Genomic DNA, 25,080 nt, shown 5'->3' with positions numbered 1-25,080 from the left:
GTTGGACGCCACCCCGGTGTCCGGTGAGGGCGGCGAAGCCTCGGGCCAACCGGTGCGGCTCTTGGGGACGCAGACAAACTGAAGGGTTGGCGACTCGCTTCTCGGCTTTCCGGGATGCTGGCGGGCGCCCGTAGACAGGAAAGCGCAGTGCACGAACTCAGCTTGAGGCTCCAGAATCCGGTGATTGAAGGCATCAATGACCGGGGGCGACAAACGTACCAGATTTCCTTCACCGGCACCTTGACCGACGGAGCCGCCATCCGGACCAGCAGGGAGTTGCGGACATTCCACGTCACCGTGCACCATGCGCACTCTGATGGGATGGTGCATACGAACGGCATCAGCGTTGAAGACCACCGGACGGATGAGGCTTGCGTGGACGTCACCTTTGCACCGGCCGTCGTCACCCGGCTGATGGCAATGGGGGGCATCGAGGAAGCGATACTGACCCTCCGCTTCAATGATGGCGGGACGCGCGATGAGCGTGGGCCGGTATTCGAATCGAGCGCTTCGCCAGGCGTAATTGAATGGAACGCAACGCGCATCACAAGGGTCGAGCCGGCCGCATCCACGGTCCGCATCTCCCGCGTGCAGAGTCACGATCGGGCCTAACGAGAGCTCTTTCCACCGTAAAAAGGGGCTGGCATCGACGTTTGGCGGTAGTAATTGGCGTGGGGGCGCCCACTAGCGCCACCGGCGCGACAAATCAGCGGGGAGCGATTCGCCGGTGCACGCTTCTCAGGCGCACTCATCATGCTGGCGAACCTGGGCGACTATTCGCTTCGGGTTTCAGCATCCTGAGCTTGCTTTCTCTCTCGGTCCTGGCTGGTATTGCCGCGAAGCGCCCTTACGCCCCTGCGCCCTGACGGGCACCTTCCGGTCGACTCCAGGGGGGGGCTAGATCTTCACGAGATCACGGCGCGGACGGGCCTACCGTCGGTCCTTCCAGTAGCGAGGCGACCATGACCATCGCGTTTCTCGTCCCCTGCCTCAACGAGGAGGCCGCACTGGGGAGCGTCCTTGAGGACCTCGCCGAGTTTGGCCTGCCAGTATTTGTCGTCGACGACGGCTCAACAGACAAGACGACGGAGATAGCGTTGGCCCATTCGGCGCGGGTCATCCGTCACATCCGATGCAGGGGCAAGGGCGATGCACTCAAAAGCGGCTGGGCCGCGGTGCGGGCCCGCGGGCATCATGGGGTAATTACCGTCGACGGCGACGGCCAACATCGTATCGACGATGTTCGCCAGGTGCTCGAAGCCGCCTGCCAACTTCCAGGAAGCATCATCATCGGCGCACGCCTCAAGGACCGTCAGTCCCAGCCCTGGCTACGCAGGCTGGCCAACGGGTTTGGCGACTGGGCGGTGAAGGTCGCATCGGGTCAGCCCATCACCGACACACAAAGTGGCCTTCGCTACTATCCTGGTAGCGTATTCGATTGCTCGCCTCCGTCCGTCGGCCATTTCGCTTTCGAAAGTGCCGTGCTCGTCGAAGCGTCGCGCAGGTTGGGAATGCGCATCGCCTATGTGCCCATCCATGCCCGGTATGGGCAGGGATTGCGTGGCAGTCATTTCCGCCCGGTGCGGGACATCGCACGCATTGCCCGCTATCTGGCAGCGGCCGTCCTCCGCCATGTCGTCCTTGGTCGGCTGCGCGGCGCCCGCGCAGGAGCGGGCGTCGGAGCGGGGCACGACGGGCGGCCGCCCCCGTAGCAGCACAGGGGCGCGCCGTCGGGGACTGTAAGGACCCGGCGCCAGCCGAACTCATGGCGATTTAGGCACACATGCTATGATAATCAGATGTGCATTGGAGACAGCCATGACCCAGGAAACGCGGACAGCCCGGTTGACCGTTCTCATCGATCCGCGGAAGAAGGCGGTTTTCGAGCGCCTCTGCGAAGAGCAAGACACCACACCCTCGCAGGTGGTGCGCCAACTCATCCGCGACTACATCGAGCGGGTTTCAGGCCGCCCGTGGCACGTAGACGATCCGACACCGGCGGCAAACGGTGAGTAACGAAGCACGCTCGCCGTCCGCCGGTCCATTACCCGCTGCCCAGGTTGCCGTGTGGGCGACCTCGACCCGATCCCCGGCGGACCCGTCAGGTGCGCTGCGATCGATTCGTGTCTTTTGCTGGCCTGAGGTCGCCCATGCGTGGCCCCGTCTCGGCGAGGCGTTATCGGCGGCAGGGCAGCGCTTCGGCCAACACGTAACTGCGGGCAACCGCTCCTGGCTGGCAGAGAACGCACCACAATTTTTCGCGTGCCTCCATTCGGACGAGACCATTGCGGAGGCAACGCTCGCTGCCATGGTTCTGCGCCTGCCCGTTCGGCTGACCATGGCACGGCTCGACAGTCCGGTCGGGCGCCCTGTCAGCATCGGCACACGGTGCCGCTCGCTCTTTGGCGAGTGCATGGCCCCATATGCCGCATACCTCAAACAGACCAATCAGACGGCACGGAGGGTTGCTGTGTCTGCCGAGGTCGATGCGCAGACGCGCAAGGCGCAGGCAGATGCATTCATGTCGGTACTGCCGCTGATGGAGGAGGGCGATCGACTTGCGCCCATGCAATTGCGGTACTGGCCCGGTGAGCCGCTGCCGCTTCCTTTGGAACTCGCGCATGTGATGGCGGAGGGCGTCGCACGACACCTCGATGACCCCCAGAGGGCCAGTCCCCTATGGGATGCGATGCGGACAAAGCTTGTCGGTGATGTGCGCTGGGTCGGCTCAAACGGCCGTCGCCGCAAATAGGCTTCGTCGATAGGTACAGGCGGGTCATCGCCCCGGTCGTCACTCAATCGTTCCATTTTGGAACACACACCATGGCAGCACGTGACACCAATGGAAACGAACTCACGGAAGGAGACGCCGTCCTGCTCGTCAAGGATCTTAAGGTGAAAGACGCGCCCCTTACGCTCAAGCGTGGAAAGCAGTTCAAGGGAATTCATCTCACCGACAATGAGGCGGAAGTCGAATGCCGCGAAGGAAAGAGCGTGCTGGTGCTGAAGACGTGCTACCTGAAAAAGGCGTAGCGTTGCCTGCGGACCATTGAATCAGGTGTGGCTTCCGTGGTGAGGCAAGGGTCAGAGGAGGCGCAAGGTTGTCCGGCAATTTCCGGCTCAAGTGTGCCACGCCATAAGGGGCGGAGTAACGATACACGGCGCAGCCGCCATCACGGACCATCTTCCAGACGGCGCAGAGCGTTGTACCCAACGCGCCGTATGGCAGCTGGGACGTGGACCCGGCCGAACTGACGTCGCGACCGCCCATGTTGAGCTGGTGGGATTGGCAATGACCGGGCGGCACGGACACCGCGGGGCAAGAAAACTTCCGGGCGCTCGGACCGACGCAAGACTGCAGCAGAGCGGCCGGCGCACCGGGATGTCACTGATCATGGGAGTGTCCGTGCTCCCACCACGCGGGGCTACGACAGCGCCCAGCGCGCCTGCCGATGCGGGGTGGGCCATCAGGCATCATCGTGGGCGCGCGACTCGATCGCACCCATGGCGCCGGTTCCCCGCCTTGTGCCCCTATCGGTCGGGTGGTCCGCCCGACGTGTATTTCTTGTCGCAACCCAGGTGCGACGACACATGCGGGGGCGGGGTACAGTAGGCGACACACAAGGGGGCACCAAGTTACGCGTGCGCTCCGGCATGATGTGGAGAGATCCATGGAACTCTACGAGATAGTTGACCACGCGCATGCCTTGGCATCCGCGATCGAGGATGGCCGAATCGATGAGGCCGTTGATCTTTCCGAGCGGATCGCGACGGTTGCACGTGCGTCATCTCGGATATCAATTGCTGACGCTGCCGAACGCCTTTCGGCCATCCTTCGGCTCACTGATAAGGGTTCGGACAACGCCTGGTGGCCAGCACTGACCCTGCTGGCGGATGCGCTTCGGGAAGCCATTGACCGTCGTAATGCGACGACGGATCGGTTGGCGATGGATCCTGTTCAGCGCGCACGCCACGCGCGGTTGCGTGAGGTGCTCGACGAGATGAGTGGGGATGGCATCACTGCTCTTGGGGCACAGGCGCGGGCACTCCGCACCAGCGGCCGGTGGCTGGATGCGATGTTGAACGGCTTGCGGGTCCCGGACCTCTTTGCCCGAGAAGTCGAATGGATTAGACACAAGCGCCGGTTTTGGATGGATGAAGAAGGCTCCCAGGACGGACCTTGATCGTCGCCGCTAGGAGTGGCGTCGCCGGGGGCTGCAGTGTGCAATGACCAGGGGCCAGCGAGCATGCCGATTCTGCCGAGTCCCTCTCGAGTCAGAGAGGTCGCCTTTGACGCCTCACCCGCAGGGCTCGAACCACGAAAGGCCCACCTGGAAGCTGTAGGCGTTCCTGCAGGGGACCGGAGAGCGTCAACCCGGACCCGTGGAATTTGATGGCTTCCCCTAGCGCGTCCCGGCAGTCTGGGAGACGAGGATACTTTTGGCGAAAGGAGGCGGTGGTGAGGAGACCAACGGTGATCTGACGAAATCATGTTCCGTCTCCTGGATGCTGCTCGATACATGCAAGGAAAACGCTGGTGCCCAAGGCGCGGCGTGTTAAATTCAGGAGATTGTCACCAATGACCTTCCCATGACGAAGCAGCCCAGCCATTCCCCCCGTCGCACCCGGGCTGATGCCGGCACCGTGGTCATCCTCGTAGTGGTTGTCTTGTTCTTTGTGGCCAGCGGGCTTCTTGCCGGGGCCAACATCCGCACCATCCGAGCTGACAATGCTCAGGTCATTCGCTCCCAGGAGACCGTCGCAGCACTCGCGGACATCCTCTCGAGCGTCCAGGACGCCGAGACCGGCCAACGTGGATTCCTGCTCACCGGCAATGATGCGTATCTGGATCCATATCGCACGGCGCTGGCGGTCATCCCTACCCGGGTTGACACCATCCGCCTGGCGCTCGACGGGGATGCGGGCCAGCAGGCGCGGCTCCGGGAGCTCGCCGCGAGGGTGAACGACAAACTCGACGAATTGAAAGAAACCATCGAGTTGCGCCGCGACAAGGGGCTCGATGCCGCCCTTGCCGTTGTGTCCTCCGACCGCGGCAAGGTCGCGATGGACGACATTCGTGCGCGCTTGGCAGCGATGCGGGCAATCGAATTCGACCAGCGCACGCGACGTCTCGCCGAGATGGAGACCGCCTACAGCACAGCGCTGACCAGCGGGGCAGCGAGCGCCTTGCTTGGGGTGGGACTCACTCTGTTTGTGGCGGTCCTCATCCGCCGCAATGCCCGCGCGCAGGCACGGGAAGCGTGGTTGCAGATGGGACGGCTGGAGTTGGCGGCTGCCATGAGCGGTGACAAGGACATCGAAGAGGTTGCCGCGGCCATCCTTGGTTTCTTGGCGCGCTTTACAAATGCCCAGGCCGGTGTCCTCTTTGCCCGGGCGGACGATGCGCTGCGATGTGTCGGCGCTGTGGGACTGGCTCCGGCCGCAGGCGTTGCAAGCCGAACGGCAGGCGGCACCCTCGTTGCCCGGGCCGCTGATGAAAGGGAGGTCATGGTTGTCTCCGACGTACCAGCAGGCTACGTCACGGTCGGGTCCGGTCTCGGCCAGGGAGAGCCGCGGCATCTGGTTATTGCGCCCGGGGTGGTGGACGGAGAGGTTCACGGCGTCGTTGAACTCGGCTTTTTCAAGGCCGTTGACGCCGATGTTGTCGCCTTGCTCGAACAGGCGTCTCCGGCGATTGCCGTGGCGCTTCGGTCAGCCGCTTACCGTGCCGAGCTCGGACGCCTTCTCCAGGAAACGCAGCGCCAGTCCGAAGCGCTCCAGGTCCAGCAGGAGGAACTTCGCGTTTCAAACGAGGAGCTCGAGGAACAAAGCCAGGCGCTACGTGAATCCCAGCACGAACTCGAAGAGCAGCAGGCGGAACTCGAGCAGACCAACGCCCACCTCGCTGACCACTCCCAGCAGTTGAGCGCACAGCGGGACGCCCTGGCGGCCGCAAATCGTTCCATTGAGGCCAAAGCGGAAGAGGTCGAGCGGGCAAGTCGCTACAAGTCAGAGTTTCTTGCAAACATGAGCCATGAGCTCCGAACCCCGCTCAACTCTGCGCTCATCCTCTCGAAGCTCCTGGCCGACAATGCACCCGGAAACCTCACCGATGAGCAGGTCAAGTTTGCCCGGACCATCCACGCCTCGGGCAACGACCTGTTGACGCTCATCAACGACATCCTGGACTTGTCCAAGATTGAGGCGGGGCATGTCGAGACGCACCCCGAACCGGTGTCCGTCGACGCCTTGCTCAAGGGCCTTGCCGCGCGTCTTTCCCCGCTGGCTGCAGAAAAGGGACTGAGCTTTGCTGTAACCATCGAATCCGGCTGCCCGCCCGTCATCGAGACTGACCGCCAGAGACTCGAGCAGGTCCTCAAGAACCTGCTGTCGAATGCGTTGAAATTCACCGAGAGCGGTGGCGTGACGGTGTCGGCCCGTCTCGAACGGGGCGGCATGGTTGCATTTGCAGTGACCGACACGGGAATCGGCATCGCGCCCGACCAGCAGGGACGCATCTTCGACGCGTTCCAGCAGGCCGACGGGTCCATCAGCCGCAGATACGGCGGCACAGGGCTCGGCCTCTCCATTTCCCAGGAGCTCGCGCGCCTTCTTGGAGGCGCCATCGAAGTGACAAGCGAGCCGGGCATGGGGAGCACGTTTACCTTGACTGTGACGTCAGCAATGAACGGGATCACTGTCGGGCAAGAATCACGCGCGCCAACGGTACCGGAGCCTGTGCACAGAAGCACTGACACATCTATGTCAGTCCCCGCTCTGGCCCCTGCGTCGATGGGTCTGTCGCCCGCAGTCCTCCCCTTGCGTGATTCGGAAGCAGGGCGCCTCATCCTGGTCATCGAGGACGACGCGGCGTTCGCGGAGATCGTTGGCAGTCAGGCGCGGCAGATGGGGTTCCGCACCATCCACGCCAGCACTGCAGGTGAGGCACTCGTCATGGCACGCGAGCAGCTTCCCCAGGCGATCGTTCTGGACATCGGTCTGCCGGATCAGTCGGGCCTCCACGTGCTCGATATCCTCAAGCACGATGTTCGCACCCGCCACATCCCCATCCATGTCGTCTCCGGTTCGGACCACTCGCGTACAGCGCTGTCGCTCGGTGCGGTGGGATATCTCGTCAAGCCGGTGAGCCAGGACGACCTTGGCAGTGTGCTCGACTCGCTCGAAGCCCGGTTGTCGCAACGTCCGCGACGCGTGTTGGTGGTCGAAGACGACGCGGTCCAGCTTGACGCCATCCGCCATCTGCTGGCCACTGCGGACGTCGAAACGGTGGGCGCGGCAACGGCGGCCGAGTGCCTCGCGGCCTTGAAGGCCCAGACCTTCGACTGCATGGTCCTTGATCTGTCGTTGCCGGACACGTCGGGCCTTGCCCTTCTTGAAGCAATGAGTGCCAGCGACGAGCATGCCTTCCCGCCGGTCATTGTCTACACCGGCCGCGTATTGTCGTCGGCGGAGGAAGAACGTCTGCGGCGGTATTCGAACTCCATCATCATCAAGGGGGCGAAATCCCCTGAGCGCCTTCTTGATGAAGTGACCCTGTTCCTCCACCAGGTGGTAAGCGAGCTGCCTGAACCCCAGCAGGGCATGGTCCGGGCGGCACTGCATCGTGACTCGGTTCTCGAGGGGCGACGCATCATGCTCGTCGAGGACGATGTGCGGAACGTCTTTGCCCTCATGAACGTCCTCGAGCCGCATGGATGTATCGTAACCGTCGCCCGGAACGGCCAGGAAGCGATAGACCTGCTGGCGCAGTCGGGCTCTGGCGGGCAGGAACCCACTGAACTTGTCTTGATGGACATCATGATGCCCGTCAAGGACGGGCTGACCGCCACGCGTGAGATTCGTCAGGACGCCCGTTTCACCAAGCTGCCCATCATCGCGCTGACTGCCAAGGCGATGCCCGACGACCGCGCCCAGGCTCTCGAAGCGGGCGCAAGTGACTACGTGGCAAAGCCGCTGGATGTCGACAAGTTGCTCTCGCTCATTCGCGTGTGGCTCACAGATCGCCGCTAGCTCGCTTGACCGCGGAGCAGGTGCGTCATCGTGGTGAGGAAGGCGACATGGCCGCGCGGGTGCCCAGCCTCGGTGCGCCTTGACGGTGGCAACGGTCCGGGCAAGAAGACGCGCTCACAAGCCCTGCGTGATGTTCGGCAATGAAGCGCGGCGAGGCTTCAGGAAACGGAGCGTTCGGGATCTCCGAGGTGTCGGCGGTGCCTCCCCGTTGGTCTGGGAGCTTATGCATTGTGATCCGATTGTCTGATTGCGCGGCGCGCACCATGGCTGGGAACCCGGCATGGGACGCGGACGGACCGGACCGTCGCGCGGAGACGGGGAAGGGCAGACAAAGCAATCCAAGGGGCACGACTCTGGGCCGCGGGGTGACGGAAGGATGAGACCCCACCCCCTTCGTAACTGATAGAAAAGCGGCTTGTCTCGAGGGCAGCAACAAGCGACCCGAAGACCTCAACAGATCCATCAATTCGACCACAGGCTGACCGCAGGAAGTTGCGTGGTCGCAGGATGCCTTTCGATTTCGTATACGTGACACTGGCCCATCCCATCTAACCCGCATGTCAAACCGATCCCTGTTCAACCGCCTGACCACCTGGGCCGCCAGTGCCTCGGGGACGCCTGCCGCCTCCATCGGAGCTGCCGTCCTCGTCGCCATCTGGGCTGCATGTGGCCCGCTGTTCCACTACAGCGAAACGTGGCAACTGGTCATCAACACCGGCACGACTATCGTGACATTTCTCATGGTGTTCCTGATTCAAGGCTCCCAGAACCGCGATGCTTGCGCGGTCCATTTGAAACTCGATGAAATCATCGGAGCGCTCAGGCACGCCAACGACGAGTTGATGGATCTCGAGCACCTGGACCAGGCTGCGCTGGACAAGATCCGCGATGAATACGTGCGTCGCGCCGAAAAGGCGCGGCGCACCAGCGGGCCCGGCGGGATTGCCGCGAACCCGGACGTCGGGGTGACCTGAGTCCGGGCAGGGGCATCTGGCCGAATTGTCCGACCGCACCGCCCATGTCTTCAGCAACACGCCCCTCCTAGCAACACCTGGAAGTCGTTCTTGCAGCGGTAATCTCGCCCTGGGATATGTTGTTGACCGATGGGCGCCCTGAAGGACTCGGCTGGCCTTCTCGCAGGATATTCACGCGCCATGCCGGACCGTTTCCCGGAGGGCCTATGGACACCGGCTGATCATCCATCCTCGCCCCTTGTAAAGACGTCGGTCGACGGGAAGGGATCAACCCGGTGGGACCGTCTGGACGGTGCTGCTTCGCGCCCCCTTGATGCGTTCCTCGCAACGATGGGGCATGCCTACCCTTGGATGGCTCCTTTTTGCCGCCGGCCTGCTGTTGGTCACGTCCTTCTTGTCGGGGTGGATCCGGCGAGGGCCCGTGACAACGTTTGCTATTTACCTTCTGGGCGGTGTTGCGGTGGGGCCCGGCGTGTTCGCCCTAACTCGCTTGCCATTGACCGCTGACCACATCCATTGGCTCCGATCGCTCTCCGAGGCGGCCATGGTCGTGTCCCTCTTTATCACGGGGCTGAAACTGCGACTGCCGTTCAGTCATGGAGGCTGGAGGATGTCGTTGCGTCTTGCCTTGGCGGGCATGGCGCTGACGGCCGCCGGTGTCACACTCCTTGCCGTCTTCGCCCTGGGATGGTCACTGCCGTGGGCGCTGGCGCTCGCCGCCATTGTCAGCCCGACCGATCCGGTCTTGGCGTCGTTGGTCTCGGTAGACGATGCCAGGGACGATGATGCGCTGCGCGTGGCTGTCTCAGGGGAGGCCGGCCTGAATGACGCGACAGCGCTACCTGTGCTGTTCCTTGCGCTGGCCCTGATGGTCCCTGGGGCAACACTCGATCAAGTCTGGATGCATTGGCTGTCGGTGGATGTCTTCTGGGGCTTACTGGGTGGAGTGACCATTGGTTTTCTCGGGGGGTGGGGTATGGGTCATCTGGGGATCCGCCTGCGCCACGCCACGCGTGATGTGGCGCCCAGCGACTTCCTGGCCCTTGGAATCGTGATTGGGGTCTATGCTGCCGCCGAGTGGCTTCACGCCTCTGGGTTTCTGGCGGCGTTTGCCGCCGGCGTCGGGCTGCGCAGGGTCGAGCTTCACGTCAGTCAGCGGACGGCCAATGACCACGCCGCAGACCCGGCCGATCTGGCGCCGGCCGAGACGCGGGTCAATCCAAATGAGCGGGCCGGCGCAGCGATCGAGCATCCCGGGCATACCGTGGGTTGGGTGGTGTCTGATGCTCTCTCGTTTGGTGAAACGGTCGAACGTCTCATCGCCGCCGCCTTGGTCATGGCGGTCGGCATCGCCGCGGTACCGGCCTTGAGTTGGACGGGGGCAGGCGTTGCGATCTGCTTGATGGCGTTGATTCGTCCCATTGCGGTCTGGTTGTCGACCATTGGTAGTCCGGTTCCGTGGCAGCGGCGGGCCTTGATCGGCTGGTTTGGCATCCGCGGGCTGGGCAGCTTGAACTATCTGGCATTTGCCATCGGCCACGGCCTTGAGCAGGACCGGCTGGGCGCACTGGAAGGCATCGTCATCACCGTGGTGACCGTGAGCGTTCTGGTGCACGGTGTCAGCGTGACCCCGTTGATGCGCTGGCGGTCCCGCGCATTGAAGGGGAAGCTCGATTCTCGCAACACGGATTAGTGACCGCTCAGGGACTTGTCGGGAGATAGCCTTGCCAAGGCCACGACGCGAGAGTGCGCCGAGACCGTATGGTGCGGTCACTGGCGGAAGCGGAAGCGCCCTGGACAACCCACCGGTATTTTCTCAACGGTTTCCACAGGCCGGGATCCGGCGGGCAAAGCGTTGCAGAAAAGTGAATCCTCTCGACTGCCACGCTGGGAAGGCCAAGGAGAACGGCCCGCATGACGGAGTGGAGGGACGTCGCGCGGGCTCGCTCGATACACGGCGCCTTCGCGTCGACGATGTCATCACGAGGATTTGGGTCATTCTATGTCGTCCCCAGGATCGCGACCGCCATGAACCAATTCGCCCCCTATACCGTGGACATTGACGCCCTACCCGTCACCGGTAAGGGTTACACCGCGAGCTTCGTCATCGGCCGGGTGAATGGTGAGGTGTTGTGCAAGCGGACTTTACCTGAGCTTCTCCCGTCGTACAGTCAAGCCCTTGCGCACGCGTACACCGTTGCCCGGGCGGCCGTGGACGCATTCAGGGAGGAGGATGTAGGGCGATTGGGCCAGGACGTCATCGCTGCAGCATTGGTGGCCGCGATTCCGATGTCACGCCGCTGATTCTCTGCGGGAACGTCTGGGCTTGCACCTCGTCGACGGGCTAGTTCTCCTGCGTGCTGGTCTGGGTTTCTGGGGGGTATCCCGACCCTCGGAGTAACAGGCCGATTCTGGACCAGTAATCCTCCTGATGCGTTGCATGTTCGCCCGCTGGCTTCTGTGGAGCGGTGGATGTGGGCCATCAGGTCTTCATGACCGAAGGCTTGATGAGACGCACCGAGTCGTCTGCTGCGTCGTCGGCCGCCCTGGGCCGTTCGCACCGATGATCGTTGCACATCCACGGGAATCTCATGGCGCCTTTCCGGAAGCTGCGCGGGGAAGGCGCAGGGGAGTCATCGCTGGCGGTCCTTCTCGGGATGACCCGTGTCGAGTTAGACCGTATGTTTGGTGGATGACCGATTGACGATACCGGTGCAAGGAATCTCGAGAGGTCGATGAACCCGCCGCGGAGCTGGATGGATCGCGAGCATCCGGACGGGCTGGACTAACGTCAGCTGCGGTCCAGCTTGGTGTCTTGCGCGACGGCAGCGACGGCTACCTGCGGAGGGCGCTTTTGTGAATCATGAGACCTGCTTGAAGGGTCTGGCGTCACGGATGACCGCATCAAAGAACCGTCCTTTTGAGGAGGCCTGCATCAGGCGCACATGCAGCAGTGGCTCGACATGCCAGTAGCGATAGACCGTCCCTGAAAGGAATTCGATTTCAAGGATTTGATGGTCAGGATCATAGCCGACCGAGGCAAGAACGGAGGACTGGACCGATTCGCGCAGCACGGGGGCACCTCGGCGGTTGTCACGCCTGAATCATACCGCGCCCCGTTGTCCCATAAAAGAGACGCCATGCTGACTTCGAACACCTATCAAGCCGTGTGGCGCGCCTCGTCAATCGCATGGGTGAGCGCCTGGCGGTCGAAGGGCTTGACGAGGCGCGCAGCCGTCAGGGGGGCATCCTCGGTAGACTCGTCAGGGTCAGACAGCATGACGAGAATGGCCATGCCGGGATTCTTCAACCGCGCAACAGCAAGGTAGGCGCCAGAGCGATCCTCACCTGGCGCGGGGACGGCGGCAGCCAGGAAGTCGACCCGCTCGTGCTCGATGACACGGGCCGCGGCCCCAAAATGTGTCGGGACTGACAGGACGTCGAAGCCCCGCTCACGCAGGCAGTCGGCGACAGTGTCAGCCACGATCGGATGAGGCTCGATGACCACGGCGAGCGGTCTGGAATGAAGGGAAGCCAATGGGCACCTCCTCGTCGGGCTCGTGTGGATGATTAGCGTCCGGAGCGCTGCCGTGGCTGGATAGCCGACCCGATTTCATTACGCCCGTCGAATCGGCCGGTCAAGCCCACCAACCCGAAGATCTGACCTCGTACAACTCGCGTCTGCTCATTTCCGTCATTTCTCTTGCGCGGTCGCTTCCTCGACATGCGCTTAACGTCGGATTCCCTAGGCTCCCTGCCGATTTTTTTGATCCGAGCGCACCCTTGGAGACCGTGCGCCGTGGGGAGCCTATTTCATGATTTCTACAGATTCGATGGGCGAGGGGAATCCTCTGGCCCACAGTGAGACCCAGCTTCGGCTGCTCATTGACGGCGTTGTTGACTGCGCCATTTACATGATCGACCCACACGGCCGCATCGTCACGTGGAATGCGGGCGCGGTCCGCATCAAGGGATACGAAGCGGGCGAAATCATTGGCGAGCATTTCAGCTGCTTTTACACGCCCGAAGATCAGGCAGACGGCGCCCCCGCGGCCAATCTCGCCAACGCCCGGGAAACTGGCCGCGTGGAGGTGGAGGGATGGCGTGTGCGCAAGGATGGGACGCAATTTTGGGCACATATCATCATTGACCGTATAACGACGGCGGACGGCCAGCTCCTTGGGTTTGCCAAGGTCACCCGGGACGTTACGACGCAACGAGACGCCCGGAAGGAGCTCGATGAAGCGCGAGAAGCGCTTTTTTTCGCGCAGAAGATGGATGCCCTTGGAAAGCTCACGGGCGGCGTGGCGCACGACTTCAACAATTTACTGATGGCCATCCAGGGGACCCTCGACCTGATGGAGTTGAGATCTCCCGACGACGAGCGCATGGGGGCATTGCTTCGCATCGCCCGGGCCAGCGTCGATCGAGGGGCCGGCCTCACGCGGCGAATGTTGGGGTTTGCCCGTCGCCAGTCGCTCCGTCCGGAAGCGGTCGATCCAGCTATGCTCGTGCACGGCTTGCTGGGCCTGATGAGCGCCACCGCTGGCCCTGAAGTGGAGGTCGCCACGCAGGTCGCACCGGATGTGCCGCCCATTTTTGCCGATCCCCACGAGCTGGAGCTGGCCCTTCTCAACCTGGTCATCAACGCACGGGACGCCCTTCCGGAGGGAGGACATATCGTCGTGGGCGTGGAGTCGGCCGAGGGTTCACAGGGCGATCAGCGCGACAAGGCCGGATGGTATGTGTGTCTTTCGGTGACCGACGATGGTACCGGCATGGACGAGGCGACCCGCTCCCGTGCGATGGACCCGTTCTTCACCACCAAGGAGACGGGCAAAGGGATCGGTCTCGGCCTCTCGACGGTCCACGGTCTTGCCGTCCAGTCTGGAGGCTGGGTGGTGCTGAAAAGCGAGCCCGGCCAGGGGACCCGGGTTGAATTATGGCTCCCCGGACTGGCGGCGGAGGCAGGCATTGCGGAAGTCGGATATTCTTCAGTGGGGGCACCCGGGTTCCGCCCTCTTCGCGTCCTTTTTGTTGACGACGACCCGCTCGTGCACCAGACGGTCGCTGCGCTGCTTGAGAATCTTGGACATACAGTACTGAGCGCGCAGCGAGGACAGCAGGCGTTGGATCTCCTGGAGGGCGGTGCGGCCTGCGACGTGCTGTTGTCCGACTTTGCCATGCCTGGTATGACCGGCCGCGATCTCGCACATGCTGCGCGTGCCCTGCGGCCAAACCTTCCCGTGATCATCGCGACCGGTTATGCGGAACTGGACCCTGCCGAACTGCCAGGGGTGCTTCGTCTCAGCAAACCCTTTGACCGCGACGCACTAACGGTGGCATTGCGCACGGTCGCGGCCAGCGTCACCTCGTGAGCTGCCGGGTAAGCATGAGCGCCTCGACGGGTCACGTCGACGCCATCCAGCCTGGACAACGACACGTCGTGCAAGGCCTCGGAAGGAGGCGACGGAGCACTGATGCCCTAGGGATTCCCGCTGCTGGCATCCCCGTATCGGAGACTTTTGATGCTCGACCAGGGTATCGGTGGTTCGAAATTGTTGGAGCAAGAATGACGCATTCCCGTATCTGCATCATGTATCGCGCCCATAGTTCGCGCATATGGGACGTGTCGATCAACGGCGCGGACGGCGAGTCGTACACCGACGGGTTGCTGGCTCTCCACGCAGCCTGTGACAGAGCCCGGATGATGGAGCAGAGGAGTGATGAGTTGACTGTCCTGCAGAAGGACGCCGATGGCAGCTGGCCCATTGTAAGGGAATGAATCCGTGCGGCCCTACGTGCGAGAATTCCCGTCCCCGATTCCGGATCGTGTTCGGATAGCCCCGTTACCCACCAATAGTGCACATGCCAACCAACCGTCACCCCCGCATCGTCGGGTTTGACGTTCCGCCCCTGAAAGACACCGTTGATGTCGTTCGCGACGCCCCCGTGGTGGCGCTCCTCGACATGGTGCCCAGCCAAACCTGGACCGATACATTCACCGTTGAGGCGGCGTCCGTCCGGGCGCCACTGGCGGCTGCACTCCTGTCGGTTGAAGAGGACCGCATCCTTTTTTTTGCAAATGCACAGGACAGCAGGATCTGCTGTAACGCCGTCCGGTCCCTCGTCGAGAAGGTCACCATGCGCGTGGTGGCCGGGGACGCGCCATCCTCCCCGGTGGTCAGCAATACCCATCCAGTCGTCAGGGCTGGGGCGAAACACGTTCTGGTTGTGGAAGACGACGAGGATTTGCGTGAGGTTGCCTGCGGTGTTCTCAACAGCGCAGGATGGCAGGCGAGCTCAGCGGCCGGCGTCGCGCAGGCACTCGCGGCGCTCGAAGCCGGCATCGTCGATGCCGTGGTGACCGACATCGACCTCGACGAGCGCGGGGACGGATTGGCGCTCGCACATGCCGTGCGCAGCCGCTGGCCGTGCACGGGGCTCGTCATCGTTACGGGTCGCCATGCCGAAGGCGCGCTTGATATCCCGGAAGGCGCCATCTTTCTCGCCAAGCCCTACCAGCGACGGCAGTTGCTGGCTGTTCTCGAGCTTCTGGGAAAGCCGGCCTGACCAGGCAAGATCGACCGATGTCAGGGATCGGTCTCTTCCGGCCCCCGATGGAGCCACCCGGGTGGGCGATTCATGAACCAGTCGATCTCCCGGGCGATGGTGTCGGGGATGTGCTCTCCCTGGTCGATAAGGGCCAACGTACCTTGAAGATGGCCGCGCGCCGGTTGTGATCGTCTGTGTGCCATCAAGGCGCTCTTTCGACATCCGCCGGGGCTGGTCAGGGGTATGCCCGATGGGGACAGGATTCCGAGCGCTCATGGGTGCTATTTGCACCCGTTGAGACAGCGGCCGGGGCTTCCCCAAAGCCTGCCCTCCACGGCCATGTCCGCGCCGATAAACCCGCGTTTTTGGACGGTGGCGCGTTGACACCTTTTGCTTGAGTCGTCCGCAGGCCGGCTAGGCGTCGAGCAGGGCGGGAAGGGCGGCAACGACCTCCGGGTGCGCCGTGAGGCGCTCCGGGAACTCCGCCCGGAGCGCCTGCTCGACGAGGAGATGGCGGGCGGCATCCTCGACTGTGTCGTGGGCCTCGTCAAGCCAGTGCCAGGGCACTCCCATGAGATGTTCCACGGAGCGGGCGAGGAAATCAGGCATCGGTGACCCCGCAAGGAGCGCTCTGAGGCGTTCAGGGGTCATTGATGGCCCGAACGCGGCGGCCAACCGGTGTGAGCCGGCAAGGGCTCGGCGTTCGAGCGCCGCGCAGAGCGCTCTGAGATTGGCGGTTCGGGTAGTGGAGAAAGGGTTGGTCATGGCAGGCAGGGAACTGTTGACGCATGGGACAGCTCATTATCGGCCGCTGACGGTCAGACTTGACGTACCGCGATGATCTACGGCACCCGAAAGTCCTATGGGGAAACGGGCGGCGCATGGGGCCAGTCGCGGAGTCACGGGCCGCAGCGCCCCCCCGCACGGCTCCTCGAAAGCGGCGGTATGTACCGACCGAGTGATGGCAGGGCCTTCAGGTGGGAGCGACGATGGGGCGCTGACCTGGCGCAAAACGCGCCCCCGGCGGCCGGGGCTGGTTCAACCCGGCGGCGACAGTCTGCGCAGTTTTCTGTGAAGTGCGTTGACTGCATCCGATAACGAGACAAGAGCCGACGCGCTGTCCGGGCGCGGGAGCTGACCCTCTCCTCGGAGATCATGGGCCAATACTTCGGCGGCCGCGTGGACTTCCGGCAATCCGAGAATGACGGCCAGTTCGCGGATCCGAAGCACACGAAAACGCACTTCGGTGATGTCGTAGACGAACAGGGCGTCACGCAGACCCGCACCTTCCTGTAGCAGGGCTGCGGTGTCGATGGCAGCGTTATTGTCCGTCATTGCTGGTCCGTTGCGAGGGATGCGGGGTTGGGTCAGGGTGCGCTCTCGGACCGCGGGGTGTCCAGATCCTTGCGTAGGGCCGTCCCCCCCGGAGGGTGGCAGCGATTCGATGTGACCGGGGAGGCGAGCAGTTTGGACCGTCACAAGACCGCTCACCCAGCCCGATGGCAATCCCACCAGCCACTCGATGTCGCGGGCGAGGTAGCGGAGAATCGGGAGGCCCGCGACATAATTTCGCCAGGTCCCGCCTTTGACGCCAGATATCAAAGCCTGCGCGCACAGCATCGCCACCCGTGTCGATCCAATCGATCGACGAGTTAACGGATTTGCGCGTTTGGCTCCGGCGCGCGATATAAGGCTGTGCCGGGTCGCAATCGTAAATAGCACGATGAGACCTGTCGGAAGACTGCAGGGTCCGCTCAGCCGTTGACGGGACACAGCAGGGCAGTGTCCTCTCGCCTTCGGGTGGCTGTAGCTGTGGTGGCACATTGGTACGTGGTGACTCCAGCACGGAGTCTTTTTCGACTCAGGGGAGCGAAGGATCGGGAACCGGCCGGTTTCCATTGAGGAAGGAAGGCGCATTCTATAGGTGCGGCAATTGCTCGGAAGCTGTGACGTTGCGCGTGCAATACGCATGAAAGCATGGCCCGTTTGCACAGCAGACCAAGTCTGAAGTCGTCGAGTTGATGCCTGTGTGCGGACTTGGTTCTTGGGCACGCTGTTCCGTTCGGTTGGGAAGTGCTCCGGCATTCCAACCCGATCGGCAGGTGTAAAAAGATTCATGTTGGAAGACGTGAGGACCACGCCGTTGGCCACAGTGGCTGGGCAGGCCGGAGCAACCGTATTGAGCCGATCCGTTGGACGCTGCTTTGCAGGCGTCTCCATTGCATCGCAAGCGCGGGATCCCACGTCTTTGAAGGGGAGTGCCGGGCTAAAGAGAGCCTCAGAGGACAGGGGCTCTGACGAGCGCGAGCGGGCGCTCAGTTGTGCAGCGGGCGTCCGACCATGCCAGGGATCATTCCAGTGAGTGTCGCCGCGGCGTTCAAACCACCGGCCCATGCCGCGACATCGGAAGGTTGCGCAGGGACGGCCCGCATGGATGCACAGGAGCAGCGACGCGCGGAGTCGGCGTGACGCCGGTCGACCGATCCGACGGTGACGCCGCACGGGCGCAACCGCGTGACATGCTGCACAACGGTATGCAATCAAGCCTGCGGCATTCGACACAACATCTTCATGGGGCTCGCGTCGATCGGGCCTCTCCGTTCCCAATCCCAGTGAGGATGCATCCATGTCAAACCGATCCATGAACCTTCTTGTCGCCAGCGCGTTGGCCACTGTCGTCGCAGGCCTGGGTTGTGGAACCGCCATGGCCGAGGACTTCACACCGGCCCAGAAGAAAATCCAGGCGGAACATACGCAGTTGGTCAAGTCCGGAAAGGTGGAGCCATGCTTTGGCACTGCCCTGAAGGGGCAGAACGACTGCTATGCGGGCGCCGGCACCACGTGTGCTGGAACGAGCACGCAGGACTATCAGGGTAACGCGTTCAAGCTCGTGCCGAAGGGTACCTGCACCGCGGTGAACACCCCGAATGGCCCGGGTAGCCTCTCACCGAGGGTCTGATGTCGCGCCCCGTCCGGCGATGCCCGTGCCGGACGGGTCCTCAAGAAGCACTTACATGAATTCAAGGCGGCACTGTGTCCATCGTCTGGTCAGATTCTTCGCTTGTCGATCGTCCATCGCGCGGCATGCCGGTGGAACGATGGGGTGGAATAAGCCTCAAGCCCGAGCACTACCGGGAAATCATCGAGAACAGGCCTGCGGTTGCCTTTTTTGAGGTGCATGCCGAGAACTACATGAGCGCGGGAGGTCCGCCGCACCGGTATCTCACCGCCATCCGGGAGCACTACGCCATCTCCGTTCACGGAGTGGGCCTGTCACTTGGCGGCCATCTGCCCCTGGATCGTGCACATCTGGACCGCCTTAAAACTCTCGTCGATCGATACGAACCTGCCATGTTCTCCGAACATCTGGCCTGGTCAACGCACCCGAGGGGCTTTCTCAATGACCTCTTGCCGTTGCCATACACGCACGACACGTTGCGTCGGATGTGTGAGCACATCGACGCGGTGCAGAGCCATCTTGGTCGCAACATCCTCCTTGAAAACCCGGCCACGTACATCCGTTTTGACGAGAGTACTTTCGAGGAAACGGATTTCATCAATGAAATTGTCGGCCGGACAGGTTGCGGCATCCTCCTCGACATCAACAATATCGTCGTGTCGTGCGCCAACCATGAAAGAGACCCGTTTGATTATGTCAGCCGAATTAACGCCGGGGCCGTCGGTGAATTCCACCTCGCAGGCCACCAGCGGGAAAACGAGGGAACCCTCGAAGAAGTGCTGATTGACACACATGACCGTCGCGTCGGATCGTCCGTCTGGGCGCTGTACGAAGCCGCGCTCAGCCTCGTTGGGGTCAGGCCGACTCTGATCGAGTGGGACGCGAGTGTTCCCTCCCTCGATGTGCTGGTCGGCGAGGCAGCGCACGCGGACGTCATCGCGCGCGGCATCTTGGCGGCCATGGGGTCTTCGCAACGTCCCGGAGCCGGCCATGGCTGAACACCGGGTGTGCCTCTACTTCTCCTGGAGCCGGCCGCTTGAGACAGGCGCCGCGCTGGCCGACATCAACAACCGATTCCCAGCGCTGTTCGAGACGCGCCGAATCCAGTACCCGCGATTTGAGCACCTTGCGCGGTCGCCTGACATCGACCAGGGGATTGCGGGGTTCCTCGATCACATCCAGCTCCCCAATTTTCACAACTTTCTACATCTGGCGAAGGCGATTACCCGTCACCCGGTGTTGCTGCTTGAAAGGGTCGACGACAACGTCGGAACCCTGGAATTGACGGATGAGCTCTTGGGCGATGTTGATACTCTGATCATCGTCAGCTTCGATTCCATGAAATCGCGACAACGCCCCTCAACAGGAGAGATGAAAGCGCTCCGCCGCTTTCTCAGGGCACCTGACAACCTGCTGTTCGTATGCCCGCATCACGACATAGGGGACACCAGTGACGTGACCCCAGACGTGTGGGAGCGCCATCAGGAAACGGAGTTTCACCATCATGGGGACCGCTCCATTCCGCCGCAGCAGCGGTTCGGTGGCTTCGGTCGGGCCGTACTCGCCGCGCTGGGCGTGCCAGTGGAGAACCGTTTTGGCCTGCGTCCGCGTCTCGACAGCAGGGGCGCGCCGTGGCCATTCCGGGCGGCGCGCGCACTGGACCGGTGGGGGCTGTTGAAGGAGGTAGAGACGTTCAATGCGCACCCGCACCTCCCTCACTTTGAGCGCGTCGGTCAGGCGCGGGACCGCCTCGACGTACTCGTTCAGCAACAGGTCGAACCAACGGCGCCGCCACATCCGTTCTGTGATGGCGGCTGGCGGGACTTCGATGCCATGCTCCAATCGCGGCCGGGCGTGTTCAACGGAACCTTGCTGGTGTGTGATTCAACACTCTGGAGTTCAACGGCGGGAGGCCTTGCACAACTGCAGATGTTCTGGTCAAACGTGTTGCACCGGTCTGCGGTATCGGCCGTGCCGCCGTTGCCGCCGGGCGCCGTGCCATGAATGCCCGGTCCGAAGGTGGTTGGCAGTCACGTTTTGGTGATGCCGTGCTCGACCCCTCACTTCCCGTTCCGGCAGGCATCGCAGGTGGTCCATCGCCGAATCCGGAACGACGCTTCGCTGTCTACCGGAACAATGCGGTGTTGGGGCAGGTGCTCACGCTTGAGGACGCCTATCCGGTCACCCTCAGGCTGGTCGGCACCGAGTTCTTCCGTGCCGTGGCGAAGGCGTATTGCGTGGGTGAGGTACCAGGCTCGCCTGTGATGGCGGAATATGGCGCATCGTTCGCGGCGTTTATCGACGGTTTCCCTCCTGCCGCAGCGCTGCCGTATCTCGGGGATGTCGCGCGGCTGGAGCGGGCCTGGGTCGAGGCGTACCACGCGAGGGAGTCGCCCGTGCTCGAACCGGGCGCGCTCATGGCGGCCCTCTCAGGGGATGTGCATACGCGGGTCGTCATGCACCCCTCTGCGCGTCTCCTGCACTCGCCTTATCCTGTGGTGTCCATCTGGGAAGCGAATACCCATGCCTCCGCCATGCGGACGGTGCATCTGGATGAGGGGCAGGAGAGCTGCGTTGTCATTCGCCCAGAGCAGGACGTTTTGGTTATCCGTCTGGGTCGCGGAGGCGCCGCGTTCTTTGCCGGGCTGATGCGTGGCGAAGATCTCACCGCCGCCGCAACACTCGCTGTCCATGGGGCCGGCGACTTCGACCTGGTTTCTCACCTGCGCCTCCTCATCGACGCGCGTATGGTTGTCGCCGTGCGTACCGACCTCTCTTCCCCGGAGATTTTCAGTGATTGACCGCTTAATTCGACCTTCGCGCCTTCCGTGGATGGTCCACGTCCACGCGGCTCTTGCCAGCATGGGCACTGCGCTTGCGCCGGTTGCGGTGCGGGTTGCTTTGGCATTGCCATTTCTGCGGTCAGGGCGCACGCGCTGGGATGGCTGGTTCAGCTTGTCGCCGGCGACAAGCTACCTTTTCGAAGAGCAGTTCAAGCTCCACATTTTTAATGCGCAGGTCGCCATCCCCTGGCCGGACCAGGTTGCCTGGCTCGTCGCCTGTGCAGAGATAGTCTTGCCTGCGCTATTGCTTGCGGGGTTGGCGACCCGCGCCGCAGCCTTTGGCCTGCTCGTAATGACGTCCGTCATCCAGCTTGTGTTCCCCGACGGTTGGGCCAACTTCCATTTGTATTGGGCTGCGCTCGCGCTGGCAGCAATGGCGCTGGGGGCCGGCCCACTTTCGCTCGACCGGCTTCTCCAGTCGCGTCGTCTGCCACGCGGACAGTGAACGCGACCAGCCAGCCATCGTATATGCGGAGAAATCGTGGACACCGTTATCGTCACAGTCCTCCTTCTCTCCACGGTGGTGGTGAGCGCCGTGCTGACCCGCGCCCTTGGCCAGCGCGTGCCGCTGCCACTCGTGCAAATTGCGCTCGGGAGCGCGTTGGATGTTGCCCATCCCCTGGATTTGAGCCTCTCGCCCGACACGTTCTTTCTGCTCTTCCTGGCGCCGCTGCTCTTTCTGGATGGCTGGCGATTACCCCGGGAAGGGCTCTTCGCAGACAAAGGGACGATTGTGTCCCTCGCATTCGGCCTGGTCTGCCTGACCGTCGCGGGTGTGGGCGCGTTCATCCACTGGCTGATTCCCACATTCACGATGGCGGGTGCGTTCGCATTGGCCGCCATACTCTCACCGACCGACACGGTGGCGGTCACGTCCATGGCGGCGCGGTTGCCCCTGCCGCCGAGGCTGATGCTTATTCTTGAGGGAGAGTCCCTCCTCAACGACGCATCCGGAATCGTCTGTTTTCGCTTTGCGATGGCGGCGGCAGCCACGGGAACGTTTTCCGCACCTCAGGCCCTTGGCACATTCGTGTGGGTAGCAGTCATTGGATTGATGGTCGGCGCCGCGGTCTGCCTGGTTGCCAACGCGGCGAAGGACTGGGTCGCACGTTCGCTCGGCGAGGAGGTGGGGGTACAGGTCCTGGTGAGTCTCATCATTCCTTTCGTGGCCTACCTGTTGGCCGATGCGTTGCATGCGTCGGGCATCCTCGCGGCCGTCGCGGCGGGCATCACGATGGGTGTCGAGGAGCGGGCAGGGCGGGCGTCGGCGGTGACGCGCATCCGGCGGCGTGCTGTATGGGACGCCGTGGCGTTCGCGGGCAACGGCGCAATTTTTGTTGTGCTTGGCCAACAGTTACCAGCGATCATTGGTGCGGCGAACCGGGCACTCGGCCAGGCAGCAAAAGACGAGTTCTGGTGGCTTGGGGTATACGTCGCGGCGATCTGCGCCGTGCTCACGCTGATTCGAGCATTATGGGCATGGGTGGCGCTTCGTTTTCGCCAACCCACAGGGCAGCGCTGGCGGGGTGCGTTTACGCTCGCCGAACTTCGCGTGGTGGGCATCTCCGCAGTGGCAGGCGCGAGGGGTGCCGTGACGCTTGCGGCGGCCATGGCAATCCCCCTCCAGACCGGTTCAGGGGAGCCGTGGCCAGCCCGTGACCTCTCCATTTTTCTGGCCGCTGGCGTCATTGTGGTATCGCTGGTCTGCGCATCCCTCGGCCTTTACCTCCTCACCGACCGTCGAAGGGTTCCGCTCAGCGACGCTCGACGTATGCCTTGAGTTGCGCGTGCATCCGCCTTATCTCGCCGGCAAAGAACCAGTGGATGGCGTGCATGACAAAACGCACAGGCACATGCGCGCAAATGCGGAGCTTCCGGGAAAGCTCCGTGTCGGGGCCGATACCGGTCAGGGTGTCCGTCACGTTGATGTCAAGGTATCCCAACCACGCTGGCCTGAGAGCCATTGGCTGGTGATAGGCGATGCACGAGGGGCGCTGCAGGCTCACGATGACACCGTTACGCGTCCCGAACGGGCTGCGCTCGGTGTAGCGAGTACCTTCCGCGATGGGCCCGTCCGAGATGGCTTGTGTGCCCCGAAACACTGCGGAATGCGAAAGCCAGTTGCTGTAATGGTGCAAATCCACCAACACATCGAAGACGGCCTCGGGGCGTGCGCGGATCGTGATGGTGTAGACGTGTTCTGGCATGCTTGCGCTCGCTGGGGTGGGCTATCGCTTCCCGGCAATCAATGCCTTCAGGCGTTGGTTTTCAAGCGCGAGTTCCGCGTACATGCGCTTCAATGCGCCGAGCTCCGCTTCCATGTTGCGCAGGTGCGCCGCGGTGGGGGTCGCTGTGTCGGCATAGCGACCTTGCCAGGCCTCCAGCGTCTCGCGCGTGATCTGCAGGTCGTCGCAGACGACTTGGGGCTCGCACCCGGTTGCCAGCCGGGAAAGGGCATTGGCGATTTGCTGCTCGGAGAACCGCTTCGTACGCACGCGCTTCCCTCCATTCGACACCCAATGCTACGCCCACGCTACTTCCGTGCGCTGGTCTGGTGTTGCGTAGTCTGGGCGTCGGTTGCGCTCAGGATGAGCGCACGCGTGAGCGGGGCGGTCCGTATTCTCGCGCAAAGGCACCAGGCGTGATCCCTGCATGGAAGGCAAACCGCCGCGTAAAATGGCTCTGGTCAGCAAACCCGGCGAGGAGCGCAATATCAGCCAGCGACAGCGCTGTCTCGACCATCAACTGACGGGCGCGGCGGATGCGGCACGCCTCAAGGAACGCAAACGCCGTGATGCCCATCGTCTGCTTGAAGACGCGGCAAAAATGAAAGCGGCTTACGCCGACGATCGCGGCCAATTCGGCGAGCCCGATGGGACGGTGCAGGTTGTCCTCGATGTAGTCGGTGAGCCGGGCCACCTCGGCACGGCCGAGTCCCCGGGTGCGTTGTCGTTCGACTGGCCGGAAGACGTTGTACCGTCGCAGGAGGTGCGCCGCCAGGGCACTCGAGAGGGCATCGACGATGAGACGCTGGCAGGGGTGGGGCGCGAGATCGAGTTCTGCGACAAAAGCCTGGGCCAGGCGGCCGACGGTCGGGTCGAATGTGTCAAACACATTGACCACCTCCACCCGCACGGGTGCCGCTTCACCGAGCTGTTCGGCCGCTTCGGCAATCAGGGACGTCGGGATGCGCAGTCGCGCCGAAGGGGCAGCGTCCCCCTCCCAGGATGACGAGTAACCCGCCGGCATGATGAGTGTGTGGCCGGCGCGAATGGTGCGTGTGTCGACCAGGCCGCCCCGGATCTGGGTAAGGCGTGACGCACCCGACGTGCAGAGATGCACCATGTGGTGATCAAGCGGGGCGTAAGACTCGGCCACATTCGAATAGCTGCGGTGGACGTCCAGGGTTACGCCAGCCCAGCCCCGGCCCCTGCTCGTGGCGACGGGGAGTTGAGGCCGGGCATGCAGGATCGCGTCAATGGAAAGCGCGGTCCGGGCCTTTGGCGGATTCGGGGTCAGCTGGGACATCGTGCTGTGTCCGGTAGATGGCGTGATTGTGCCCGCGACGACAGGGATACGTTCTTGCGCGGTATTGCCGCAAATAGGCGCGCCTTGCTTCTCGCGGGCGCGGAGGGCGGCAAGAGATTTACCCAATATCCATTGTTCAAATCCCCAATGCCATTGGCCGTGTCTTGCCGCCAAATTGTTCTTTTAACCG

At 63.0% G+C, this 25,080-nt stretch carries 24 protein-coding genes and 1 pseudogene; 18 read left to right on the top strand and 7 right to left on the bottom strand.

All coding sequences use genetic code 11. The annotated features are described in order from the left end of the window. Window positions 1–147 precede the first annotated feature (147 nt). The 10 genes from L2Y96_RS12405 (at window position 148) to L2Y96_RS12360 (ending at window position 11,309) form a co-directional block, all read left to right on the top strand. Window positions 148–612: a hypothetical protein gene (locus tag L2Y96_RS12405; RefSeq protein ID WP_247326035.1), complete on the top strand. Its 465-nt coding sequence runs from the start codon at window positions 148–150 to the stop codon at window positions 610–612. Between the two features lie 350 nt (window positions 613–962). After that, a complete protein-coding gene (locus tag L2Y96_RS12400) occupies window positions 963–1,712 on the top strand; it encodes a glycosyltransferase family 2 protein (protein ID WP_247326033.1) in 750 nt (249 codons plus the stop codon). A gap of 106 nt (window positions 1,713–1,818) precedes the next feature. After that, the gene (locus L2Y96_RS12395) at window positions 1,819–2,016 is read left to right on the top strand and encodes a CopG family transcriptional regulator (RefSeq protein ID WP_247326031.1); all 198 of its coding nucleotides are present in this window, start codon (window positions 1,819–1,821) and stop codon (window positions 2,014–2,016) included. A 292-nt stretch (window positions 2,017–2,308) separates the two neighbouring features. Next, complete coding sequence (locus L2Y96_RS12390; protein ID WP_247326029.1) at window positions 2,309–2,752, top strand: hypothetical protein; 444 nt, start codon at window positions 2,309–2,311, stop codon at window positions 2,750–2,752. A 71-nt stretch (window positions 2,753–2,823) separates the two neighbouring features. Further along, entirely contained in the window at window positions 2,824–3,033 is a 210-nt protein-coding gene (locus L2Y96_RS12385) for a PhnA domain-containing protein (protein ID WP_247326027.1), read from the top strand. 638 nt (window positions 3,034–3,671) lie between these two features. Next, window positions 3,672–4,184 carry a hypothetical protein gene (locus L2Y96_RS12380; RefSeq protein ID WP_247326025.1) on the top strand — a complete coding sequence of 171 codons (513 nt, stop codon included), beginning with the start codon at window positions 3,672–3,674 and terminating at the stop codon, window positions 4,182–4,184. Window positions 4,185–4,590: 406 nt separating this feature from the next. Next, complete coding sequence (locus L2Y96_RS12375; protein ID WP_247326024.1) at window positions 4,591–8,031, top strand: response regulator; 3,441 nt, start codon at window positions 4,591–4,593, stop codon at window positions 8,029–8,031. 557 nt (window positions 8,032–8,588) lie between these two features. Beyond that, window positions 8,589–9,005, top strand: a complete 417-nt coding sequence (locus L2Y96_RS12370) for a low affinity iron permease family protein (RefSeq protein ID WP_247326021.1) — start codon at window positions 8,589–8,591, stop codon at window positions 9,003–9,005. Between the two features lie 421 nt (window positions 9,006–9,426). Beyond that, window positions 9,427–10,698: a cation:proton antiporter gene (locus L2Y96_RS12365; protein ID WP_247326018.1), complete on the top strand. Its 1,272-nt coding sequence runs from the start codon at window positions 9,427–9,429 to the stop codon at window positions 10,696–10,698. A gap of 335 nt (window positions 10,699–11,033) precedes the next feature. Next, window positions 11,034–11,309 (top strand): hypothetical protein, encoded by a 276-nt coding sequence (locus L2Y96_RS12360; protein ID WP_247326016.1) that lies wholly within the window; start codon window positions 11,034–11,036, stop codon window positions 11,307–11,309. A 557-nt stretch (window positions 11,310–11,866) separates the two neighbouring features. Here L2Y96_RS12360 and L2Y96_RS12355 read toward each other — a convergent pair. Together L2Y96_RS12355 and L2Y96_RS12350 are read right to left on the bottom strand one after the other, a co-directional pair. Further along, on the bottom strand, window positions 11,867–12,079 hold the full coding sequence (locus L2Y96_RS12355; protein ID WP_247326014.1) for a KTSC domain-containing protein: 213 nt from the start codon (window positions 12,077–12,079) through the stop codon (window positions 11,867–11,869). Window positions 12,080–12,165: 86 nt separating this feature from the next. Continuing rightward, complete coding sequence (locus tag L2Y96_RS12350; RefSeq protein WP_247326011.1) at window positions 12,166–12,543, bottom strand: ANTAR domain-containing protein; 378 nt, start codon at window positions 12,541–12,543, stop codon at window positions 12,166–12,168. A gap of 277 nt (window positions 12,544–12,820) precedes the next feature. Here L2Y96_RS12350 and L2Y96_RS12345 point away from each other — a divergent pair, with 277 nt between their 5' ends. Together L2Y96_RS12345 and L2Y96_RS12340 are read left to right on the top strand one after the other, a co-directional pair. Continuing rightward, complete coding sequence (locus L2Y96_RS12345) at window positions 12,821–14,383, top strand: ATP-binding protein (RefSeq protein ID WP_247326009.1); 1,563 nt, start codon at window positions 12,821–12,823, stop codon at window positions 14,381–14,383. A gap of 490 nt (window positions 14,384–14,873) precedes the next feature. Next, a complete protein-coding gene (locus L2Y96_RS12340) occupies window positions 14,874–15,578 on the top strand; it encodes a response regulator (protein WP_247326007.1) in 705 nt (234 codons plus the stop codon). 396 nt (window positions 15,579–15,974) lie between these two features. Here the strand turns inward: L2Y96_RS12340 and L2Y96_RS12335 are convergent, their stop codons facing one another. Beyond that, window positions 15,975–16,133, bottom strand: coding sequence for a hypothetical protein (locus tag L2Y96_RS12335; RefSeq protein ID WP_247326005.1), 159 nt, complete (start codon window positions 16,131–16,133; stop codon window positions 15,975–15,977). A 465-nt stretch (window positions 16,134–16,598) separates the two neighbouring features. Next, on the bottom strand, window positions 16,599–16,895 hold the full coding sequence (locus L2Y96_RS12330) for a hypothetical protein (protein ID WP_247326004.1): 297 nt from the start codon (window positions 16,893–16,895) through the stop codon (window positions 16,599–16,601). 1,291 nt (window positions 16,896–18,186) lie between these two features. On the opposite strand from L2Y96_RS12330, the gene L2Y96_RS12325 reads away from it, so the two are divergent. The 6 genes from L2Y96_RS12325 to L2Y96_RS12300 all read left to right on the top strand — a co-directional run bounded on the left by L2Y96_RS12325 (window position 18,187) and on the right by L2Y96_RS12300 (window position 23,142). Continuing rightward, window positions 18,187–18,519 (top strand): BufA1 family periplasmic bufferin-type metallophore, encoded by a 333-nt coding sequence (locus L2Y96_RS12325; RefSeq protein WP_247326002.1) that lies wholly within the window; start codon window positions 18,187–18,189, stop codon window positions 18,517–18,519. 74 nt (window positions 18,520–18,593) lie between these two features. After that, on the top strand, window positions 18,594–19,517 hold the full coding sequence (gene bufB, locus L2Y96_RS12320) for an MNIO family bufferin maturase (RefSeq protein WP_247326000.1): 924 nt from the start codon (window positions 18,594–18,596) through the stop codon (window positions 19,515–19,517). Continuing rightward, the gene (locus L2Y96_RS12315) at window positions 19,510–20,523 is read left to right on the top strand and encodes a hypothetical protein (protein WP_247325998.1); all 1,014 of its coding nucleotides are present in this window, start codon (window positions 19,510–19,512) and stop codon (window positions 20,521–20,523) included. The genes bufB and L2Y96_RS12315 overlap by 8 nt, the downstream gene beginning before the upstream one ends. After that, window positions 20,520–21,320, top strand: a complete 801-nt coding sequence (locus L2Y96_RS12310; RefSeq protein ID WP_247325997.1) for an HvfC/BufC N-terminal domain-containing protein — start codon at window positions 20,520–20,522, stop codon at window positions 21,318–21,320. Before L2Y96_RS12315 ends, L2Y96_RS12310 begins: the two co-directional genes overlap by 4 nt. Then, window positions 21,313–21,807, top strand: coding sequence for a DoxX family membrane protein (locus L2Y96_RS12305; RefSeq protein ID WP_247325995.1), 495 nt, complete (start codon window positions 21,313–21,315; stop codon window positions 21,805–21,807). Before L2Y96_RS12310 ends, L2Y96_RS12305 begins: the two co-directional genes overlap by 8 nt. A gap of 36 nt (window positions 21,808–21,843) precedes the next feature. Continuing rightward, window positions 21,844–23,142, top strand: coding sequence for a Na+/H+ antiporter (locus L2Y96_RS12300; RefSeq protein ID WP_247325993.1), 1,299 nt, complete (start codon window positions 21,844–21,846; stop codon window positions 23,140–23,142). On the opposite strand, the gene L2Y96_RS12295 is transcribed toward L2Y96_RS12300, so the two are convergent. The 3 genes and pseudogenes from L2Y96_RS12295 to L2Y96_RS12285 form a co-directional block, all read right to left on the bottom strand. After that, window positions 23,117–23,569, bottom strand: a complete 453-nt coding sequence (locus L2Y96_RS12295; protein WP_247325991.1) for an SRPBCC family protein — start codon at window positions 23,567–23,569, stop codon at window positions 23,117–23,119. The two genes, L2Y96_RS12300 and L2Y96_RS12295, sit on opposite strands and share 26 nt — an antisense overlap. A gap of 135 nt (window positions 23,570–23,704) precedes the next feature. Continuing rightward, window positions 23,705–23,857, bottom strand: a pseudogene (locus L2Y96_RS12290) (transposase); the annotation flags it as partial. Window positions 23,858–23,945: 88 nt separating this feature from the next. Continuing rightward, window positions 23,946–24,890 (bottom strand): helix-turn-helix domain-containing protein, encoded by a 945-nt coding sequence (locus tag L2Y96_RS12285; protein WP_247325989.1) that lies wholly within the window; start codon window positions 24,888–24,890, stop codon window positions 23,946–23,948. Window positions 24,891–25,080 lie beyond the last annotated feature (190 nt).

It is taken from the genome of Luteibacter aegosomaticola (genome assembly GCF_023078475.1).
Lineage (GTDB): Bacteria > Pseudomonadota > Gammaproteobacteria > Xanthomonadales > Rhodanobacteraceae > Luteibacter > Luteibacter aegosomaticola.
Note: the sequence above shows the minus strand (reverse complement) of the source record. Positions and strands in the feature narration are given on the sequence as shown.

Coding starts and splice junctions, on each gene's coding strand:
- L2Y96_RS12340 (WP_247326007.1), top strand. CDS start 14,874: ATGCCAACCAACCGTCACCCCCGCATCGTCGGGTTTGACGTTCCGCCC.
- L2Y96_RS12285 (WP_247325989.1), bottom strand. CDS start 24,890: ATGTCCCAGCTGACCCCGAATCCGCCAAAGGCCCGGACCGCGCTTTCC.
- L2Y96_RS12375 (WP_247326024.1), top strand. CDS start 4,591: ATGACGAAGCAGCCCAGCCATTCCCCCCGTCGCACCCGGGCTGATGCC.
- L2Y96_RS12380 (WP_247326025.1), top strand. CDS start 3,672: ATGGAACTCTACGAGATAGTTGACCACGCGCATGCCTTGGCATCCGCG.
- L2Y96_RS12345 (WP_247326009.1), top strand. CDS start 12,821: ATGATTTCTACAGATTCGATGGGCGAGGGGAATCCTCTGGCCCACAGT.
- L2Y96_RS12295 (WP_247325991.1), bottom strand. CDS start 23,569: ATGCCAGAACACGTCTACACCATCACGATCCGCGCACGCCCCGAGGCC.
- L2Y96_RS12335 (WP_247326005.1), bottom strand. CDS start 16,133: ATGGGAGTGCCCTGGCACTGGCTTGACGAGGCCCACGACACAGTCGAG.
- L2Y96_RS12310 (WP_247325997.1), top strand. CDS start 20,520: ATGAATGCCCGGTCCGAAGGTGGTTGGCAGTCACGTTTTGGTGATGCC.
- L2Y96_RS12395 (WP_247326031.1), top strand. CDS start 1,819: ATGACCCAGGAAACGCGGACAGCCCGGTTGACCGTTCTCATCGATCCG.
- L2Y96_RS12390 (WP_247326029.1), top strand. CDS start 2,309: ATGGTTCTGCGCCTGCCCGTTCGGCTGACCATGGCACGGCTCGACAGT.
- L2Y96_RS12360 (WP_247326016.1), top strand. CDS start 11,034: ATGAACCAATTCGCCCCCTATACCGTGGACATTGACGCCCTACCCGTC.
- L2Y96_RS12330 (WP_247326004.1), bottom strand. CDS start 16,895: ATGACGGACAATAACGCTGCCATCGACACCGCAGCCCTGCTACAGGAA.
- L2Y96_RS12370 (WP_247326021.1), top strand. CDS start 8,589: ATGTCAAACCGATCCCTGTTCAACCGCCTGACCACCTGGGCCGCCAGT.
- L2Y96_RS12325 (WP_247326002.1), top strand. CDS start 18,187: ATGTCAAACCGATCCATGAACCTTCTTGTCGCCAGCGCGTTGGCCACT.
- L2Y96_RS12400 (WP_247326033.1), top strand. CDS start 963: ATGACCATCGCGTTTCTCGTCCCCTGCCTCAACGAGGAGGCCGCACTG.
- L2Y96_RS12385 (WP_247326027.1), top strand. CDS start 2,824: ATGGCAGCACGTGACACCAATGGAAACGAACTCACGGAAGGAGACGCC.
- L2Y96_RS12315 (WP_247325998.1), top strand. CDS start 19,510: ATGGCTGAACACCGGGTGTGCCTCTACTTCTCCTGGAGCCGGCCGCTT.